17 protein-coding genes are annotated in these 17,328 nt (G+C 70.9%); 9 read left to right on the plus strand and 8 right to left on the minus strand.

The features are described from left to right. The first annotated feature begins 35 nt into the window (after positions 1–35). The 3 genes from OG948_RS48550 (at position 36) to OG948_RS48560 (ending at position 2,816) form a co-directional block, all read left to right on the plus strand. Positions 36–695 (plus strand): TetR/AcrR family transcriptional regulator, encoded by a 660-nt coding sequence (locus OG948_RS48550; RefSeq protein ID WP_331771436.1) that lies wholly within the window; start codon positions 36–38, stop codon positions 693–695. Positions 696–961: 266 nt separating this feature from the next. Further along, positions 962–2,056 carry a chitinase gene (locus OG948_RS48555; RefSeq protein ID WP_331773550.1) on the plus strand — a complete coding sequence of 365 codons (1,095 nt, stop codon included), beginning with the start codon at positions 962–964 and terminating at the stop codon, positions 2,054–2,056. Positions 2,057–2,336: 280 nt separating this feature from the next. Continuing rightward, complete coding sequence (locus OG948_RS48560) at positions 2,337–2,816, plus strand: MarR family winged helix-turn-helix transcriptional regulator (RefSeq protein WP_406300679.1); 480 nt, start codon at positions 2,337–2,339, stop codon at positions 2,814–2,816. A 150-nt stretch (positions 2,817–2,966) separates the two neighbouring features. Here the strand turns inward: OG948_RS48560 and OG948_RS48565 are convergent, their stop codons facing one another. Together OG948_RS48565 and OG948_RS48570 are read right to left on the minus strand one after the other, a co-directional pair. Further along, on the minus strand, positions 2,967–3,746 hold the full coding sequence (locus tag OG948_RS48565) for an SDR family oxidoreductase (protein ID WP_331771437.1): 780 nt from the start codon (positions 3,744–3,746) through the stop codon (positions 2,967–2,969). A gap of 224 nt (positions 3,747–3,970) precedes the next feature. After that, positions 3,971–4,243, minus strand: coding sequence for a hypothetical protein (locus OG948_RS48570; RefSeq protein ID WP_331771438.1), 273 nt, complete (start codon positions 4,241–4,243; stop codon positions 3,971–3,973). Between the two features lie 446 nt (positions 4,244–4,689). Here OG948_RS48570 and OG948_RS48575 point away from each other — a divergent pair, with 446 nt between their 5' ends. Continuing rightward, entirely contained in the window at positions 4,690–5,499 is an 810-nt protein-coding gene (locus OG948_RS48575) for an alpha/beta hydrolase (RefSeq protein ID WP_331771439.1), read from the plus strand. A 38-nt stretch (positions 5,500–5,537) separates the two neighbouring features. Here OG948_RS48575 and OG948_RS48580 read toward each other — a convergent pair whose 3' ends face one another. The 4 genes from OG948_RS48580 to OG948_RS48595 form a co-directional block, all read right to left on the minus strand. Then, the gene (locus OG948_RS48580) at positions 5,538–6,743 is read right to left on the minus strand and encodes a methyltransferase domain-containing protein (RefSeq protein ID WP_331771440.1); all 1,206 of its coding nucleotides are present in this window, start codon (positions 6,741–6,743) and stop codon (positions 5,538–5,540) included. 179 nt (positions 6,744–6,922) lie between these two features. Next, entirely contained in the window at positions 6,923–7,414 is a 492-nt protein-coding gene (locus OG948_RS48585) for a nucleoside deaminase (protein WP_331771441.1), read from the minus strand. 98 nt (positions 7,415–7,512) lie between these two features. Beyond that, positions 7,513–7,983, minus strand: coding sequence for a cyanase (cynS, locus tag OG948_RS48590; protein ID WP_331771442.1), 471 nt, complete (start codon positions 7,981–7,983; stop codon positions 7,513–7,515). 113 nt (positions 7,984–8,096) lie between these two features. Then, positions 8,097–8,717: a carbonic anhydrase gene (locus OG948_RS48595; RefSeq protein WP_331771443.1), complete on the minus strand. Its 621-nt coding sequence runs from the start codon at positions 8,715–8,717 to the stop codon at positions 8,097–8,099. A 139-nt stretch (positions 8,718–8,856) separates the two neighbouring features. On the opposite strand from OG948_RS48595, the gene cynR reads away from it, so the two are divergent. Beyond that, on the plus strand, positions 8,857–9,870 hold the full coding sequence (cynR, locus tag OG948_RS48600; protein WP_331773552.1) for a transcriptional regulator CynR: 1,014 nt from the start codon (positions 8,857–8,859) through the stop codon (positions 9,868–9,870). A 16-nt stretch (positions 9,871–9,886) separates the two neighbouring features. On the opposite strand, the gene nhaA is transcribed toward cynR, so the two are convergent. Then, positions 9,887–11,773: a Na+/H+ antiporter NhaA gene (gene nhaA, locus OG948_RS48605; RefSeq protein ID WP_331771444.1), complete on the minus strand. Its 1,887-nt coding sequence runs from the start codon at positions 11,771–11,773 to the stop codon at positions 9,887–9,889. A 306-nt stretch (positions 11,774–12,079) separates the two neighbouring features. Here nhaA and OG948_RS48610 point away from each other — a divergent pair, with 306 nt between their 5' ends. Both OG948_RS48610 and OG948_RS48615 read left to right on the plus strand, forming a co-directional pair. Beyond that, entirely contained in the window at positions 12,080–12,283 is a 204-nt protein-coding gene (locus OG948_RS48610) for a hypothetical protein (RefSeq protein ID WP_331771445.1), read from the plus strand. A gap of 317 nt (positions 12,284–12,600) precedes the next feature. After that, complete coding sequence (locus tag OG948_RS48615) at positions 12,601–13,131, plus strand: GNAT family protein (RefSeq protein WP_331771446.1); 531 nt, start codon at positions 12,601–12,603, stop codon at positions 13,129–13,131. A 184-nt stretch (positions 13,132–13,315) separates the two neighbouring features. On the opposite strand, the gene OG948_RS48620 is transcribed toward OG948_RS48615, so the two are convergent. Continuing rightward, entirely contained in the window at positions 13,316–13,990 is a 675-nt protein-coding gene (locus OG948_RS48620; protein WP_331771447.1) for a TetR/AcrR family transcriptional regulator, read from the minus strand. A gap of 112 nt (positions 13,991–14,102) precedes the next feature. Between OG948_RS48620 and OG948_RS48625 the strand changes: the two genes are divergently transcribed. Together OG948_RS48625 and OG948_RS48630 are read left to right on the plus strand one after the other, a co-directional pair. Then, on the plus strand, positions 14,103–15,296 hold the full coding sequence (locus OG948_RS48625) for a DUF1214 domain-containing protein (RefSeq protein ID WP_331771448.1): 1,194 nt from the start codon (positions 14,103–14,105) through the stop codon (positions 15,294–15,296). A 14-nt stretch (positions 15,297–15,310) separates the two neighbouring features. Further along, entirely contained in the window at positions 15,311–16,870 is a 1,560-nt protein-coding gene (locus OG948_RS48630) for an ABC transporter substrate-binding protein (protein WP_331771449.1), read from the plus strand. Positions 16,871–17,328 lie beyond the last annotated feature (458 nt).

Raw genomic sequence — 17,328 nt, forward strand, 5'->3', positions numbered from 1 at the left:
GTGTCGAGTCCGTGGGCCGGCGGTAGGGTTCGGGGGTGAGCGACACGTCCGCGCAGGACACCACCCGCCCGCGCCGGGGCCGGCGCGAGTCCCGCCCCTCGGGCGCCGACCGGGAGCAGGCGATCCTGGCCACCGCCGAGCGGCTGCTCGGCGAGCGCGACCTGAGCGGCATCTCCGTCGACGACCTGGCTCGTGGGGCGGGCATCTCCAGACCCACCTTCTACTTCTACTTCGCCTCCAAGGAGGCGGTCCTGCTCGCGTTGATCGACCGGGTCGTGGCCGAGGCCGACGCGGCCTCGACAGCCGCGCCGGACGGCCCGCCCCGGGACCGGACCGCCCACTGGCGTACGGCGATCGATGCCTTCTTCGCCACCTTCCGGGCACATCGCGCGGTGACCCTCGCGGCCGGCCGGGCCTGCGGCACCAACGCCGAGGTGCGCGAGCTGTGGGCCTGGGTGATGGAGACGTGGGTCCGCCAGGCGACCCGCGCGATCGACGCCGAACGCGAGCGCGGCCTGGCCCCTGCGGGGCTGCCCGCGCGCGACCTGGCCATCGCGCTCACCTCGATGAACGAACGGGTCCTGCACGCGACGTTCGCCGCCGAACAACCCGCCCTGGCCGAGGCCGACGCGGTCGACACACTGCTCGCGATCTGGATCGCCACCATCTACCGGGCCCCCGCCCCGCCGCGCTGATCCCGAGGCGGGTCGCCCCCTCGTTCCGCGACGGCGGCGCTCCACCGAGGTGCGGTCGATCCCGAACGACCGCGCGCCCGGGGGCATTTGCCGGACTTTGCCGGTGGTCCAGACCTATTGACCGTAAGGTCTGGACCACTTTACCGTCGTGGCAACCGCACCACGTGAGTCTCCGGGCCCGTCCCCGCCCGGGAGGTAGGCGTGCCTCGCAGGACGTTCCTTCCGTGCCCGGCCGCGCTCGAAGTGCCGAAAGGGAATCGAGCATGATGGGTCGGACGTCACGCCTGCTGGGAGCCGCCCTGGCGGTCGCCTTCACCGTCGCCGGATCGGTCGCCGCCGCACCGAACGACGGTGACGCCAAGGACACTTCGCACCGGACGAGCACCGCGAGCGCGCCGCTGGGCAGCGTCTGCGCGGTCAAGCCGAAGCCCGCGGGCAAGGTGCTCCAGGGCTACTGGGAGAACTGGGACGGCGCCGTGAACGGTGTGCACCCACCGTTCGGCTGGACCCCGATCACCAATCCGCAGATCGCCGCGCACGGCTACAACGTGCTCAACGCGGCGTTCCCGGTCATCCTCAACGACGGCACCGCCCTGTGGCAGGACGGGATGGACTCGACCGTCAAGGTCGCCACACCGACCGAGATGTGTCAGGCCAAGGACGCGGGCGCCACCATCCTGATGTCGATCGGCGGCGCGGCGGCCGGCATCGACCTCAACTCCAGTGCCGTGGCGGACCGGTTCGTCGCGACCATCGTGCCGATCCTGAAGACCTACAACTTCGACGGCATCGACATCGACATCGAGACCGGCCTGGTCGGCGGCGGCAACATCAACACGCTGTCCGCCTCGCAGGCCAACCTGGTGCGCATCATCGACGGCATCCTGGCCCAGATGCCGGCCGGCTTCGGCCTGACCATGGCACCCGAGACCGCCTACGTCACCGGCGGCAGCGTGACCTACGGCTCGATCTGGGGCGCGTACCTGCCGATCGTGAAGAAGTACGTGGACAACGGTCGACTGTGGTGGCTGAACATGCAGTACTACAACGGCAACATGTACGGCTGCTCCGGCGACTCCTACTCGGCCGGCACGGTCGCCGGCTTCACCGCGCAGACGGACTGCCTGAACCGGGGCCTGGTCATCCAGGGCACCACGATCAAGGTGCCGTACGACAAGCAGGTCCCCGGCCTGCCCGCGCAACCGGGCGCGGGCGGCGGCTACATGACGCCGAGTCAGGTGGCCCAGGCGTGGAACCGCTACAGCGGCGGCCTCAAGGGTCTGATGACCTGGTCGCTGAACTGGGACGGATCCAGGAGCTGGAGCTTCGGCAACAACGTCAAGGCCCTCCAGGGCCGTTGACCCGGCGCCCACCCGCGCCGTGACACACCGTCCGCCCCGGTCGATCCGGGCGGACGGTGTGTCACGGCGTGCTGCCGCTACGGCGAACCGGGAACGGTTTTCGTGTGCTCGTGGCAACAACCGCCAGCACGGCGGCATTCACGACCATGGGGGCTGTCCGAGCCGGTTGTTCCCGGACGCCGTTGCCGTGGTCGAGTCGCTGTGCGCGACGTGTTGGCCATAACGCGCGGCCCGGCGTCGGCTCGGACCACGCCTTCCGAGGGTGCCGTATTCTGGACGAATGGGAAAGACCGTGGGTGAGATGGGGGTCGTCACCGCCTTGGTGCGTTCCGCATTCCTGGTGAATGCGGTGTATGCCGAATCGGGTCGGGAACACGGACTGACCCCACAGCAGGGACAACTGCTCTGCGTGCTGATGCCGCAGCCGTACGGCATGGGCGAACTGGGCGAGACGCTCGGGCTGGCGAAGTCGAGCCTGACCGGGTTGGTGGATCGCACGGCGCAGCGCGGGTTGGTGCGGCGCGAGCCCGACCCGCGGGACCGACGCGCGGTGCGCATCGGGCTCACCGAGGAAGGCGCCCACCTCGCCGAGGAGTTCTACGCCGAGACCTGCCGCCGGGTGGAGACGCTGCCGGCCGGTCTCGCCGCCGCCGATCGAGCCAGGCTCGCCGAACTCCTGAGTCGGCTGGTGTTGGACAACCAGGTGCCGGCGGTCTTCATGGAGTTGGACGAGTGCCGCTCCGTCGCGACCGGGCGCTGAGACGACGGCGCCCGCGCCGGTCTCGGGAGGTGCCGAACAGGTCGGCGAATCGGCCGATGAACAGATCCGCGCCCTTGTGTTCGGCGACCATCCGAGCCGGCAGCCACAAGAGGTCGTGGTGCGAACGGACAACGTACGGGATTCGACCGGTCAGGTCCGCAGGTGCGAGGCGCCGTTGAGGTCGAGGATGGTGCCGGAGGCCCACTCGGCGTCCGGGGAAGCCAACCACACGACGGATGCCGCGATTTCGGCGGGAGCGGCGACGCGACCGAATGGGCTCTGCGCGCGGATGGCGGCGCCCTCGGCCCCGGACAGGCGGTTCGCGACCCGGTCGGTGTCGATGAAGCCGGGGGCGATCGAGGCGACGGCTATGCGGTGCGGGGCCAGTGCCACCGCCAGGGATTGGCCGAGCGCGTGCAGACCGGCCTTGGTGGCGCCGTAGGCCGGATGGTCCGGCTCGCCGCGGAACGCGCCGCGCGAGCCGACGTTGACGATCCGCCCGCCGCTCCCGCGCGCGATCATCCCCCGGGCGGCGAGGTGGCTCAGTCCGGCGGCGCCGACCAGGTTCACCGCGACGTGCCGCTGCCAGGCCGCGACCCACTCGGCGTACCCGGTGTCGGCCGGCGGATGCGGGGTGTTCACGGCCGCGTTGTTGACCAGGACGTCGATCCCGCCCAGCGCGTCCTCCACCTCGGCCACCAGTCGCTCGACCTCGTCCGGCTCCGCCAGATCCGCGCCGACCAGGACGTGACCTTCACCCGGCAGGTCCGCCAGGGTGGCCTCGGCCTCCTCCCGCCGCGACCCGTAGTGCACGGCCACCCGGTCGCCCTGGGCCGCGAACGCGTGCGCGATCGCCCGTCCCAGACCCCGTGCGGCACCACTGACCAACACCCGCCTGCCGGTCGCCGGAAAACCTTGTTCGTCGGACACGACGCCCTCCTCGGTTGTCTCGAAGGCAACCGAGCCTAAAGGGTGCCGCAACCGAGCCGTTGTCCGGCCGGGCGGGCGATCGTGGCATGCCCGCTCGCACGAGTGTGTTGCGGTGATCCACCATGATCGGGTCTCGTTGGTGATCCGGGAAGGCGGCCCGGTCCCGCCGACCCGTGACGACGCTCGGGTTCCGACGCTCGGGTTCCGGCGATCGGGTCCGCCGCTCAGGTTCCGTCGATCTGCAATTCGACGAATACGTCCGGATCGAAGGGGACCCAGCGGGCCGGGCGGTCGCTGCCCACGATCCGCAGCCGGCACCAGTCCTCGCCGCGGCCGCCGTGCCATCTGGCGTTGATCCGCCCGAGTGCCCAACTGCCGTCGCGATTACGGATCTCCACCGGCTCGTACACCCGACGGATCTCCGCGTCCGGCGGAGCCTGTACCCACTCGGCCCCTGGGCCGTCGGCAGTGGGCCGCTCTCGATGATCATTCAGCACAGTTCCACCCCTGATCCGCAGGCGACGGAGCGGCCCCGTTCACGTCGAGGCCACCGAAACCAGGCTTCTACACATCTGTAGAAACCATACATGAAGCCCTCCCGGCCTTCGCCGCCCCCTCGCTCCGACCGGCGGCCCGGGTGCGCTGCCGCGGCGACCACCGCAACGGGCCGCCGCCGCACGCAGGTTCACTGTACGTCGACCGGACAGGTACGCGACGTGTCCGGTGTCGGCGCGCGCCGGCACCGCGTGAGTGCCACAGTGGCGGTAAAGGATCTTCGTGTGGCCCGGTCGCAGGCACGACCGGCGAAAACGAGCGGCCTCGGATCCCGAGATCGCCCGCCATCGCGGGTCGTCCGGCACGCAGCACGCAGCACGCAGCACGCAGCACGCAGCACGCCGCCGCGACGGTGCACGGATCGAACCGTTCGCGAGCGAGGCGAGGCATGGCAACCAAGCGCACACCCGTCATGTTCATCCATGGCCTGTGGCTGCACTCGACCAGTTGGCGAGGCTGGGCCGAGCGGTTTCGCGAGGCGGGCTACGAGCCGCTCACGCCGGAGTGGCCCGGGGTCCCCGAGACCGTGCTCGCGGCCCGCAGACAGCCCGAGGGGCAGGCCGGCGTCGGCCTCGCCGAGATCTCCGAGGCGCACGTGCGAATCATCCGGGAGCTGGAGACCCCGCCCGTACTGGTCGGTCACTCCGTCGGCGGATTCATCGCCCAACACCTGCTCGGCCAGGGGTGGGCCGCCGCGGCGGTGGCGATCTGTCCCGGCCAGATCAAGGGTGTGAAGGCGATCGCACCAGCGCAGGCGAAATCGACCTTCGCGTTCCTGCGCAACCCCGCCAACACCAAGCGCGCGGTGTCGCTGAATCAGGCGCAGTTCCGGTACGGCTTCGCGAACGCCGTCTCCCTCAAGGAGTCCGACGACCTGTTCGCGGCGTGGACGATTCCCAGCCCGGCCCGACCGTTGTTCCAACTCGCGCTGGGCAATTTCACCCCGAACTCCGCCGCCAAGGTGGCCACCGACAACCAGACCCGCGGACCGCTCCTGCTCCTGTCCGGGAAACTGGACCACACCGTCCCCGACGCGCTGACCCGCTCGACGCTCAAGCAGTACCGCAAATCCGGTGCGAGCACCGACTATCAACGCTTCGACGACCGGGGCCACTCGCTGATCGTCGACCACGGCTGGCCCGAACTCGCCGAGACCTCCCTCACCTGGCTCACCAAGTCCGGTTTCCCGGAGACCTGACGCTTGGGCCCCGGGAGTCCGGGACGGAGGGAGCGGCGTCACCGCGACGCGGTCGGCGGCCAGTCGGTGGCCGGGGGGATCAGCGGGCGGGTGGGAGTCAGGTGCCAGGGCTGCTGGTCGACGGTGCGGTCGTCGGCCAGCGACACGGTCAGGCCGAAGTCGTGGATGGTGGGGCGGCCTTGGGCATGCCACCAGTACCAGGTCGCCTCGACCTCGTCCCACAGTCGGCGCGGACCGGATTGCCGCACGGTGGGCGGATCGCCGATGGCGAAGTCGGCGGCGGCGATCGAGTGGCCGCGGCCGGTGTCCGCGCCGTAGAGCCACAACGTCCCGCCGAGCGCGCCGTGCAGGATCGGTCGGGCCAGGCAGTCGGGCACACACAGGCCGAGCACCAGGGCCACCGGGTCGAACGGGCCACCCACCACGTCGTCGTAGCCGAGCGAGGTGGTGGTCGGCCGCGCGTAGGCGGCCCAGTCCTCGGAAAGCGCCGCGCCGCCGTACCGTCGCCAGCGCGGACGATGCGCGCGCAGCTTCATGAACGCGGTGGCCAGCGTGAACGGCCCACTCGCGGCCTGCCGTTCCGCGTCCACGACCAGGCGCAGCGCACAGTCGCCGCTGCCGTAGTCCGTACCCCACGGCAAGACGATCACCGCGCCGGGCGCGGCCTGTTCGATCCACGCGGGTGGCACGCGCCGGACGCCGGCGGTGACCTGGATCCGCTCGTACGGGCCGCCCGCCGGGTAACCGTGCGTGCCGTCGCCGGTGATCACCTCGACGAGGTCGCCGAATCCGGCCGCGTCCAGGTTCTCCCGTGCCCGGTGGGCGAGTTGCGGGTCCACCTCGATCGAGGTCACCCGGCAGCCGCGGGCCGCCAACAGGCCGGCGCTGTAGCCGGTCCCGGTGCCGACCTCCAGCACCCGCATCCCGGGCGCCGCGTCCAGGTCGTACAACATCTCCGCGAGCGTGGACGGTGTCGATGCCGACGACGTGGCCAGTCGTCCGGCGGTGGCCCCGGTATGCCGGCCGTCGTCCCACTGGGTCACCAACGCCCGGTCGGAGTACACCGCTCGGCGCCACGCCTCCGGATCGCGGTCGCGGTCCAGCGGAGCGTCGCTGTCGTCGGGCCAGATCCGGGCCGGGACGAAATCCTCGCGGGCCACCATGCCGAACACCGACTCCCAGCCCGCCGGAAGTACGTCCTTGCCCTTCAGCAACGCCGTGAGCGTGTCGGGCCCCACCGTCATGACGCGGGCCGTCGATCGGATAAGACGGACTGACCAGCCATCAAAAGCCAACCTTTCCGGGATCGATTACGCAACGTACCCTAGAAACCCCGAAGCGTAATCGTCAAGGCAATCAAGGAACTTGCCGTCCCAACGACGCAACCTCCGCCCGAGTGCCCGGAGTGGTGGTTCTCGGCGGTTCAGATGCTGTCGGCAACACGACGGTTGCCGCCGTTGAGTTCCTGCCACCGGCGGTAGACGTCGACGGCGGCGGCTTGCGGGTCGTGTCGCATCGGCAGTCGGCGCCGCTCCCAGGGCTTGGCGAACTCACCGTAGAAGGTGTCGAGTTCGAAGTACTTGCGGTCGTCGACGTAGTGCGGTTCGTAGGCGTCGCGGGTGGTCAGGAAGACCACCTCGTCCGGGGAGCAGTAGTACAGCGAACCGAGGCACATCGGGCAGGGATGGGCGAGCACGTAGATCGTGGCGCCGGTCAGATGCTCGGTACCCAGCCTCGTACACGCCTCGCGGATGGCGAGGATCTCCGCGTGGGCGGTCGGATCGGCGGTCTGGGCAACCTTGTTCGCGCTCTCGGCGAGGATCTCGCCGGCCCGGACGATCACTGTGGCGAACGGTCGGCCGCCTTCCTCGACGTTGCGGCGGGCCAGGTCGATGGTGCGCCGTGCGAAGTCCATGGATTTCCTTGGGGAGGGGACGGGCGGGCACGACGGTCGCGGCCCGCCCGCCGTCCGTACGATCTGTGGGTGGAGTGGGGGAAGGACTCGGTGGTGGGTCAGAAGGGCTTGGTGGGCAGGTACTTGCCGTCCAGGGTGATCACCGCGCGCTCGCCGCCGTCGGGGTCGACCGTCTTGCGGACATCGAGCCTGAAGTTGATCGCGCTGATGATGCCGTCGCCGAACTGCTCGTGGATCAGCGCCTTGAGGGTGGTTCCGTACACCAGGAGCATCTCGTGGAAGCGATAGATGGTCGGATCGGTCGGGACGCCGCCGGGGATCGAGCCCCGGGTCGGGACGGTTTGCAGCAGCAGCGCCGCGTCCTCGTCCAGGCCGAGGAGTTCGGCCACCGTGTGCGCGGCGTCGGCGGGCAGCGGGTGCTGGCCGAGCACGGCCGCGGTGACGAAGGCGACGGACAGGCCGGTCGGGTCGGCGAGTTGCTGCCAGGTGAGGTCCTTGCGGGTCTTCGCCTCGACGGCCGCGATGGCCAGGTTCTGTCGGGCGGTGGGGTCGAACTGGGCGTGCACCATGGTGGGGATCCTTACGTGATCGGGTGAGGCGATTGGGGTGAGTGAGGGGGTTTAGGGGGATTAGGGGGGATTAGGGGTGAGCGCGGGATGTCCGGTACCGGGAGCGGAAGGCGTCAGGCCGGAAGGGGGATCGGCCGGCCGGTGTCGGCGTCGAGTGCGGTGACCGTGCCGGAGGCGATGTCGTAGACCCAGCCGTGCAGCGTGACCGCGTCCCGGGCCAGGGCACCGGCCACGCTGGGGTGGGTGGCCAGATTCGCGAGCTGGGTGGCGACGTTGTTCCGGATGAGCCGGCCCACCGCGTCCGTACCGGTGTCCGCGTCCGCGCCGATGTCCCGAGCGCGGGCCGCGGAGGCGTCCGCGTGCCGCAGCCAGTCGGCGATCCGCGGTGTCCCGGTCAGGTCGTGGCCCTCGGCCAGCGCCGTCATCGCCCCGCAGGCCGAGTGTCCGCAGACGATGACATCGGTGACCGCCAGCACCGCGAGGGCGTACTCGACGCTCGCCGCGATGCCGTCGGATCCCGGCGCGTATGCAGGCACCAGGTTGCCGGCCGTGCGGATCACGAACAGCTCGCCGGGATCGCTCTGGGTGATCAGTTCGGGAACGACGCGGGCGTCGGAACACCCGATGAACAGCGTGGCCGGCCGATGTACGCCCGCCAGCCGGTCGAACAGCGGCGCCTTGGCCGGGAACACGTCGCGCTGGAAGCGGTGGATGCCCTCCGTGAGGTGATGCATGGTCACTCCTGCCTTTCGATGGCCGTCCGCCCCGTGGGGCCGACTGAATCCACCATGCATGACCTGTTGCTATAGCGTCCAAGACGCAGTGCCCATCGTGGCCATAGACCTCATCTATTGGTCATCTATAGTCGAGGTCATGGCACCGGAACTGCGTCACCTGCGCTATCTGCTCGCCGTGGCCGAGCACGGCAACTTCACCCGTGCGGCCGAGGAGCTGCGGGTCTCACAGCCGACGCTGTCCCAGCAGATCAGGCAGCTCGAACGCGCGCTGGGCGTGCAACTGCTCGACCGCACCGGCCGCACGGTGCGCCCCACCGACGTGGGCGAGGTCTACCTGCACCACGCGGGCCGAGCGCTGCGCGACCTGGCCGCCGCCGAGCGTGCCGTGCACGACGTGGCCGACCTCGCGCGCGGCAGCCTGCGGCTGGCGGTGACGCCGACCTTGACGGCGTACCTGGTCGGCCCACTGACCGAGGAGATGTACGCCCGGCATCCCGGGATCGCCCTGGACGTCGTGGAGACCACCCAGGACCGGATCGAAGCCGGGCTGCCCGCCGACGAGTTCGACCTGGGCATCGCGTTCGCCGGCGCCCACCCACCCGGCGTCGGCGCGACTCCGCTGTGCGTCGAGCGACTGAGCCTGGTCGTCGGTACGGGAACCGGCGCGGATCCGGACACCACGACCGGTCGTCCCGCCACCCCGATCCCGGTGCGTGACCTGGCCGGGTACGAACTGGCGCTGCTCAGCCACGACTTCGTGACCCGAGGGCACGTGGACGCCTACCTCGCGCGGCACCGGGTGCGACCTCGGATCGCCGTACAGGCGAACTCGATCCAGGCCCTGATCGAGATCGTCCGGCGCACCCCGCTGGCCACCGTGCTCCCGGACGCGATCACCCACGACCACCCCCACCTGCGCCCGGTCGCCGTCGACCCGCCGCTGCCGGTGCGCACGGTCACCGTGCTGCACCGCGAGGGCGCCTACCGCAGCGCCGCCGCCCGCGCCTTCGCACGAGTGACCCGGGACGTGGTCCGGGCCCGGAAATACACCCTTCCCGGGACCGGGACCGGGACCGGGACCGAGAGCGAGACCGGGACCGGGACCGGGACCGGGAGCAAGACCGCGACCGGGACCCAGACCGGCGACTGAGCGCGGACCGCGGAGCTCAGCGGTCCATGAAGGCGCGCTCCTTGGCCGCGCGGACCGCCGCCGTGAGCCCGGCGATGTCGTACGGGCCGTGGTGTCGACGGCCGTTGACGAAGAAGGTCGGGGTGCCGGAAACCCCGCTCAGGTCCGCCGATTCCTCGTCCTCCGTGATCCGGTCGGCGCCGCGATGGGCGCGCAGCGCTATCCGGAACTCCTCCACGTCCAGGCCCAACGTCTCCGCGTGCGCGACCAGATCGCCGGGCCGGAGCGCGTCCTGGCTCTGGAGCAGGTGATCGAGCATCTCCCAGAACGCGCCCTGCTCGGCGGCGGCCTCGGCGGCGATCGCGGCCAGCCGGGCCCGGGGGTGTACGTCGGGCAGCGGGAGGTGGCGCCAGACGTAGCGCACGTCGCCGAAGTCGGCGAGCAGTTCGCGGACCACCGGTTCGGCCAGACCGCAGAACGGGCATTCGAAGTCGCCGTACTCCAGCAGCGTCACCGGGGCGTCGATCGGACCGCGGATGTGGTCACGCTCGGGATCCACCGGTACGGCCAGGTCGACCAGGCTCTGCGCGGTGCCCAACAACGCCCGCGTGCGGGCCGGACGCGGCAGCGCGGCGATCACCAGCGAGACCAGCCAGGTCACCACGAACGAGCACACCACGGCGCTGAGCACGCCCACCTTGGCCTCTTCGAGCCGTTCGCCCTCGAAGGCCAGTGTTGCGATCAGCAGCGATACGGTGAAGCCGACCCCGGCGATCGCACCGCCGCCCACCACGGCCCCCCAGCCGACCGGCGGGCGCAACCGGCCGCCGCTGAGTCGGGTGGTCAGCGCGGACATACCGATGATGCCCACCGGTTTGCCCACCACGTAGCCGATCAGGATGCCCAGCGTCACCGGCGAGGTGAACGCCCGCGAGATCAGCCCGGCGTCCAGCGTGATGCCGGCGTTGGCCAGCGCGAACAACGGGACGATCACATAGCTGGTCCAGGGGTGGTACATGCGCTGGAGGCGCTCGTTCGGCGACAGGGCCGCCGCCATGCCCAGCCGGGCGGTGCGTTCCAGCTCCGGTGTGGGCTGTTCGCGGAACGAGCGGAACAGACCGGTGGCCCGCTCCAATTCGGCCCGGGACGCCGGGTAGGCGAAGGTCAGCAGGCCCATCACCAGGCCGACCACCACCGGGTCCACGCCCGACTTGAGCACCGCCACCCAGGTGATCACGCCGAGCACGCCGTACGCGCTGCCGCGCCGCACCTTCGCGGCGCGCACCAGCACGATCACCACCAGCATGGCCAGCGCGATCATCAGCGCGGGCATGTCGATGTCGTCGCTGTAGGCGACCGCGATCACCACGAGGGCGACGAAGTCGTCGACCACGGCGACGGTCAGGATGAAGGTGTGCAGCCGCCGAGGGAACCGGCTGCCGAGCAGTGCGAGCATGCCCAGCGCGAAGGCCGTGTCGGTGGACATCGCGGCGCCCCACCCGTGCGCCGAGGACTCGCCCGCGTTGATCGCCAGGTAGATCAGCACCGGTACCGCCATGCCGCTGAGGCCGGCCAGCAGTGGCAGGGTCAGTCGGCGGCGTTCGCGCAGTTCGCCCATGTCGAACTCGCGCCGGGCCTCCAGGCCGACCACGAAGAAGAACAGGGTCATCAGGCCGCTGTTGACCCACTCGCGCAGATCCAGCGATACGCCGGAGTCGCCGAGTCGCACGGACAGGTGGGTGTGCCAGAGCGAGGCGTAGGAGTCGGCGTCGATGTTGGCCCAGGCCAGCGCGGCCAGGGTGGCGGCGAGCAGCACGGTGGCGCTGCCGCTCTCGGTGCGAATGAACGCCCAACGCGCGGTGCGCGCGCCGCCCTCGTCGAGCGACTGGCCGGACAGGCCCTCGTCGCTGGTCGGCTGCGTCATCCGTGTGCCCCCTGTGTCCCTGTCGCGCTCCCCGGCTGAACCGGGTCAGAGGATATCGGCAGCGACGCACCAAATGATCTTTCCGCCGCGCCCTCGCCGGTGTCCTGCCGCCGCCGTGCTCGGGGAGGGGGAGTCAGGACCGGGCGATGGCCTTGTCTTGGCCCGGTTTGAGCGAATCAATCACCGGAACGTGCGGCGCCGGAGCGCTTGTCTGGAAGGTCGGGCGCTACCAATGTTATGGATATGTCGCATATTCGTGATCATTCAGCGGCCGTGCTCGGGGGTGTGGGCGGGCAGCGGCTCGGCATGACGCAGCACGATTCATCCCGGGAGTCAGGCGCCGACGAACTGGCCGCGCTGGTACGGCAGGCCCGTCGGTGGAGCGAGTCGGCGCCGGATCCGGCATCCGGGCAGCAGTCGCCCGACGCGTCCGGGGGCTCGCTCCGGGCGCGGGTGCGACGCCTGGTGGCCAACCGCCCCGACCCGGAACCGCCGCGCACCGGTTCGTGACGGCTCGCCGAATGCGGGCGTAGGTACGGATGTACGGACCCCCGTGCCGATGGCCGCCGCACCGACGAGCGCTCATCGCGTACGAACGCCCCGCCCGCTTCGTCGACTCGGCGACTCGGCGACCCGGCCGCCCGGTTCGCCCGCGAAGCGCCACGCGCGCCGCTTCGCGGGCGACGGATACACGGCGGCTCGTCGGGCGCGCCCGCGTCGACTATGCTGCCCCGTTCGGCCCAGTCGACGCCCTCGTCGACTCGGTCGGGCGCGGCGGGCCGGGGCCCGACGCTCGGACGGCGGCGATCGAAACGGGGTTCGGGATCATGGCCGGCGATCAGGTGACCTTGCGGCCGGTGGCCGAAGCGGACATATCCCTCCTGGAGCGGTTCTCGACCGATCCCGAGGCGGTCGGGTCGTTCGCCTGGTACGGCTGGTCGGACCCGGGACGGTGGCGGCGCAACTGGACGCAGAACGGCCTACTCGGCGACGAGGGCGGGCAGTTGCTGGTGGTCCTGGGCGACGAGGTACTGGGCTTCGTGGCCTGGCGCAGCATCCTTACCTCGCGCAGCTCGCACTGCTGGAACGTCGGGATCAACCTGTTCCCCGAGGCGCGCGGCCACGGATACGGCACCCGCGCCCAACTCCTGCTGGTGCGCTACCTGTTCGCGCACACCCAGGTGGCCCGGATCGAGGCCGGGACCGAGGTGGGCAACCTCGCCGAGCAGCGCGCCCTGGAAAAGGTGGGCTTCACCCGCGAGGGAGTGGCCCGTTCCTACACCTACCGCGACGGCGAATGGCGCGACGTGGTCTTCTACAGCCTGCTGCGCGAGGAACTTGCGTCGCCGACGGGCTGAACCGGCGCGGCCGAGCGGCTGTGCATCGCGGACGGCACCTCCTCCCGTCGGGACCGGGTCGGTCGTCCCGCACCGCACGCAGGAACCGTGACCTGCTGCCCGGCGAACAGGCCGACAAGGCCGACAAGGCCGCACACCGGCACGTCCGCGCCCGCGTCGAACCGCGCGATCGAGCCGATCGAAGTCACCGGTCGACGCCCTCGATGACGCGTGCCGCGCAGGCGTGGAGATGGGCGCGTACAGGCTCGGAGACGGGTCGCCTCCGGGCCAGCGCGCGGACGACTGCCGACGCGGCCATGTCGTAGACCACGGTCGCGTCGGCGAGGTTCGCTTCGGTTTCCTGGTCGCCGCGCAGGCCGTCGAGGGCTTCACGCAGGGGCGCGATGATGCGGCGTTCCAGGGTTTCACTGGTGTCGGGGAAGATCGCGCTGAAGCGGGGGGCGTCGAGGATGAGCGACGCGGTGCCGTCGGCCGGGGTGCTCGTGGCGTGGTCGATGAACGCGTCGATCCAGAGGTGGATGCGCGTGGTCGGGTCCGGGACGGCGGCGAGTCGGCTGCGGACGCCCGCCTGCAGGGCTTCGGTGCCGGCTTCCAGCACCGCCATCAGCAGGTCGTGCTTGCTGGGGAAGAGCCGGTAGAACGCGCGGCTGCCCAGCCCCGCGCGCTTGAGGATCGCCGATACCGGGGGGTCGACGCTGCCGGTCTCGGTGATGAGGTCGCGACATGCGGCGATCAGGCGCTGCGCGTCGTGGAGGTACTCCTCGCGCTGAGGGCCGAGGAGCCGGTCCACCGCCGCCGTCGCAAGTGTCCCGCCCGGTCCCGGCTCGTTCTCCGCCGCGGACCCCTCCGTCGTTGTCACAGGTCTCCTCCTTGTCTGCGGACCCGGCGAGTATATGAGACTCGCTCTTGAAAATGACGTTTTCATTAGCGAGTATGTCGATCCCATCGGGACGACGCACCAGGAGACCGGCATGACAGAACGCGAAACGACCGTCCGGGACGGACGACTGTTCGACGACGTGGTGGACGCGTGGCGGCGGTTCGGGCGCGGCATCGTCTTCGACGACCCCGCCACCGACACCCCGCTGCTGCGCGCGGAGGGCCTGCGCTTCGCGACCAGGTACATGGCGGCCGGGGCGCTGCTGAGCATGGAGCTGGCGGATCCGCACTACCCGGAGTTCGCGCGGTGGGCGGACACGACGTGCAGTTGGGGCATCGACAACCCCGACGTCATCTACACCCTTGCCGCCGTCCGCGGGGACGCCGTGTACCGGATCTTCGGGGAGCGCGGGACGTCGCATTACCTGGACGTTCAGGTGCACTCGCCGCACTTCTGCGAAGCCCCCGACTACCGGATCGACTCGAACATCGACAGCCGCTCGCTCGCGGTTGCCGGGGACGGCTCGTTCGAGCTGTTCGTCGGCGGCGAGCCGCGCGAGGGCAACTGGCTGCCCCTCGACGCGGACGCGCAGTCGCTGTGCGTCCGCCAGCTGTTCTGCGACTGGGAGACCGAACGCCCCGCCAACCTGATGATCGAGCGGGTCGGCGCGCACTATCCGCCCGACTCGCCGCTGACCGAGACCGACGTGCGGGCACGCGGCGAACGGCTGGTGCGCTGGTTCGACAAGGCCGGCGTCTTCTGGGACCTGATGTGCAAGCGGTCGCTGGAGACGATGCCGAACACCCTGCCGTGGACCGCCCTCGCGGAGTCGGCGTGGGGCGGATTCCAAAGCCAGGCGTACGGCATGGGCAACTTCCGCTGCGCTCCCGACGAGGCGGTCGTACTGGAGTTCACGCCGCCGACCGCGCACTACTGGAGTTTCGGGACCGGCAACTACTACTGGGAGACCGTCAACTGGTTCAGCCGCCAGTCCTCGCTCAACTGCCACCAGGCCCGGCTCGACGATGACGGCGTCTTCCGCGCCGTCATCGCACACCGCGACCCCGGCGTGCCGAACTGGCTCGACACCGGCGGCCACCCCCACGGAACCCTCAACGGCCGGTTGCTCCTGGCCGACGCCTTCCCCGAACCGATGCTGCGGGTCGTCGCGTTCGACTCGCTCCGCGACCACCTCCCCGCATCCACCCCGCGCGTCGACCCCGCCGAGCGCAGCGAACAGCTGCGCCGCCGCCGGACCGCCGCCCACCTGCGCAACCGCCACTGACCAGGAGCCCCACCATGAGATTCAGACCGGCAATCCTCCTGGCCACCGCGATGACCTGCCTGCTGACCGCCTGCGGCGGAGGCGGCGGATCGGGACCGGGCAAGGGGGACGACACTGCGCCGCCGCGTGCCGGCGGCGCGCTCACCATGCTGTCCATCGCGGACGCCCGAGGCCTCGACCCGTTCGGCGCCACGTACAACGCCCTGCTCGACGAACCGCGCATGGCCGCCCTGTACGACCCGCTGTTCACCGTCGACGCCGCCACCGGCGAGGTCCACCCGCACCTCGGCCAGAGCCTGTCGACCGCGGACGGCGGCGCGACGTGGACACTCACGCTGCGGCCGGACGTGCGCTTCAGCGACGGCACGCCCCTGGACGCCGAGGCCGTCCGCGTCAACTGGGACATGCACGTTCGCCCGGAGACCGCATCCCTGCACCGCGCCGCCGCCACCGGACTGCGCCTGGAGGTGACCGGGCCGCTGACGCTGCGCGTCACACCGCCGACCCGCAACGTCCTCCTCGACCGCACGATCGCGACCGAACTCACCTACATCGCAGCCCCGTCCGTCCTCGCCAAAGGCCCGGAAGAGTACCGAACCCACCCCGTCGGCGCCGGCCCGTTCACCTTGTCGAGCTGGACGAGGGGAAGTCGCATGGAGTTCGCCAAGAACCCCACGTACTGGCAGCACGACAAGGGCCTGCCCCACCTCGACAAGCTCACCGTCGCCATCGCCACCGACGTCACCCAGGCCTACAACACCGTACGGGCAGGCGGCGCACACCTGTTCGTCTCCGCCGACCCGTCCAGCCTCGACAAGGCCGAGAAGGAACTGAACGTGGCCGCCGTACCCACGGGCGGCGGCCAGTCGCTCGCGTTCAACCTCACCCGGGCGCCGTTCGACGACCCGCGCGCCCGCCGCGCCGTCGCCCTCGCACTGGACCCCCGCGAGCTCGCCGACACCCTGGGCACCGGGTTCCGCCCCGCGAAGAGCGTCTTCCCCCGGACCTCGCCCTTCCACGACCCCGCCGCCGCCCAGCCCACCCCGAACAAGGCCGAGGCGCAGCGCCTGTTCGACGAACTCGCCACCGCCGGCAGACCCCTCTCCTTCACCGCGCTGGTCCCGCAGAACCCTCAAGCCCTGCGGATCGCCGAGTTCTTCCAGAGCCGACTGGCCGCCTTCGACAACGTCACCATGCGCACCCAGGGACTGGAGATCGGCACCTTCGTCACCACGATCCGCGTCAATCACGACTTCCAAGCCGCCATGGACCAGAGCTGGCAGGCCGACCCCGAACCGGCGATGTACCAGGCCTTCCGCTCCGCGGGCCCGCTGAACATCACCGGCTGGAAGAACCCCCAGGCCGACCAGGCACTGGACACCTCGCGCACCGACTCCGCCCCGCAGGCCCGCAAGCAGGCGTACACCGACCTGCAACGCGCCCTCGCCTCGGACCTGCCGGTATGGGTCTTCGCCGAGTCGCGCATCGGCCCCGTGTGGGACAAACGCGTCACCGGCGTCGGCACCTACAACGCCGGAGTGCCCTTCCTGGACCGCATCGGCCTACGTCCCTGAGGCCTGGAGTCCTTGTGCCGCACCATCCCCGGCCGAAGGCCGCTTCCCGCCGAAAGCCGCTTCCCCCTGACGCCTGCCACCCCCGCCTGCCCGCCTCCGCGGGCAGCCCGCCAACCCGCGGAGCCCGCCCGTCAGACCCGGGCAGCCCCCCACCCCCGGAAGCCCCATCCCGCTTCCGTCTACCGGCTGCACCCCACCCGCGCCTGGTGGCGTGGCACCGAAACGCGGCCCGACCTTGGTCCGAAGCCACGAAGTCCGGGACCTTCCGACCGCTCTAGCCTCGGGGAAGCGCCGCCGAGAGGCTCCGACGCGACCGTTGAGCTCCAGCCCCGAACCGGCACCCGCCTCACCTCAGGCGGGGCCGGTTTCGGTGAGTCGACCGGATACCCGTTGCCCCGGTCCGCGACCCGGCGCTCGCGGAACCGGGTCGACCCAGGATCGGGGGCCGCCCGGACGGG

This window comes from Embleya sp. NBC_00888 (assembly GCF_045207655.1).
Taxonomy (GTDB): Bacteria; Actinomycetota; Actinomycetes; order Streptomycetales; family Streptomycetaceae; genus Embleya.

Excerpts from the sequence above, each read along its gene's own strand:
- OG948_RS48555 (WP_331773550.1), top strand. The coding sequence starts at position 962 with ATGGGTCGGACGTCACGCCTGCTGGGAGCCGCCCTGGCGGTCGCCTTC.
- OG948_RS48580 (WP_331771440.1), bottom strand. The coding sequence starts at position 6,743 with ATGACGGTGGGGCCCGACACGCTCACGGCGTTGCTGAAGGGCAAGGAC.
- OG948_RS48585 (WP_331771441.1), bottom strand. The coding sequence starts at position 7,414 with ATGGACTTCGCACGGCGCACCATCGACCTGGCCCGCCGCAACGTCGAG.
- OG948_RS48610 (WP_331771445.1), top strand. The coding sequence starts at position 12,080 with ATGACGCAGCACGATTCATCCCGGGAGTCAGGCGCCGACGAACTGGCC.
- cynR (WP_331773552.1), top strand. The coding sequence starts at position 8,857 with ATGGCACCGGAACTGCGTCACCTGCGCTATCTGCTCGCCGTGGCCGAG.
- OG948_RS48560 (WP_406300679.1), top strand. The coding sequence starts at position 2,337 with ATGGGAAAGACCGTGGGTGAGATGGGGGTCGTCACCGCCTTGGTGCGT.
- OG948_RS48625 (WP_331771448.1), top strand. The coding sequence starts at position 14,103 with ATGACAGAACGCGAAACGACCGTCCGGGACGGACGACTGTTCGACGAC.
- nhaA (WP_331771444.1), bottom strand. The coding sequence starts at position 11,773 with ATGACGCAGCCGACCAGCGACGAGGGCCTGTCCGGCCAGTCGCTCGAC.
- OG948_RS48615 (WP_331771446.1), top strand. The coding sequence starts at position 12,601 with ATGGCCGGCGATCAGGTGACCTTGCGGCCGGTGGCCGAAGCGGACATA.
- OG948_RS48575 (WP_331771439.1), top strand. The coding sequence starts at position 4,690 with ATGGCAACCAAGCGCACACCCGTCATGTTCATCCATGGCCTGTGGCTG.
- cynS (WP_331771442.1), bottom strand. The coding sequence starts at position 7,983 with ATGGTGCACGCCCAGTTCGACCCCACCGCCCGACAGAACCTGGCCATC.
- OG948_RS48595 (WP_331771443.1), bottom strand. The coding sequence starts at position 8,717 with ATGCATCACCTCACGGAGGGCATCCACCGCTTCCAGCGCGACGTGTTC.
- OG948_RS48630 (WP_331771449.1), top strand. The coding sequence starts at position 15,311 with ATGAGATTCAGACCGGCAATCCTCCTGGCCACCGCGATGACCTGCCTG.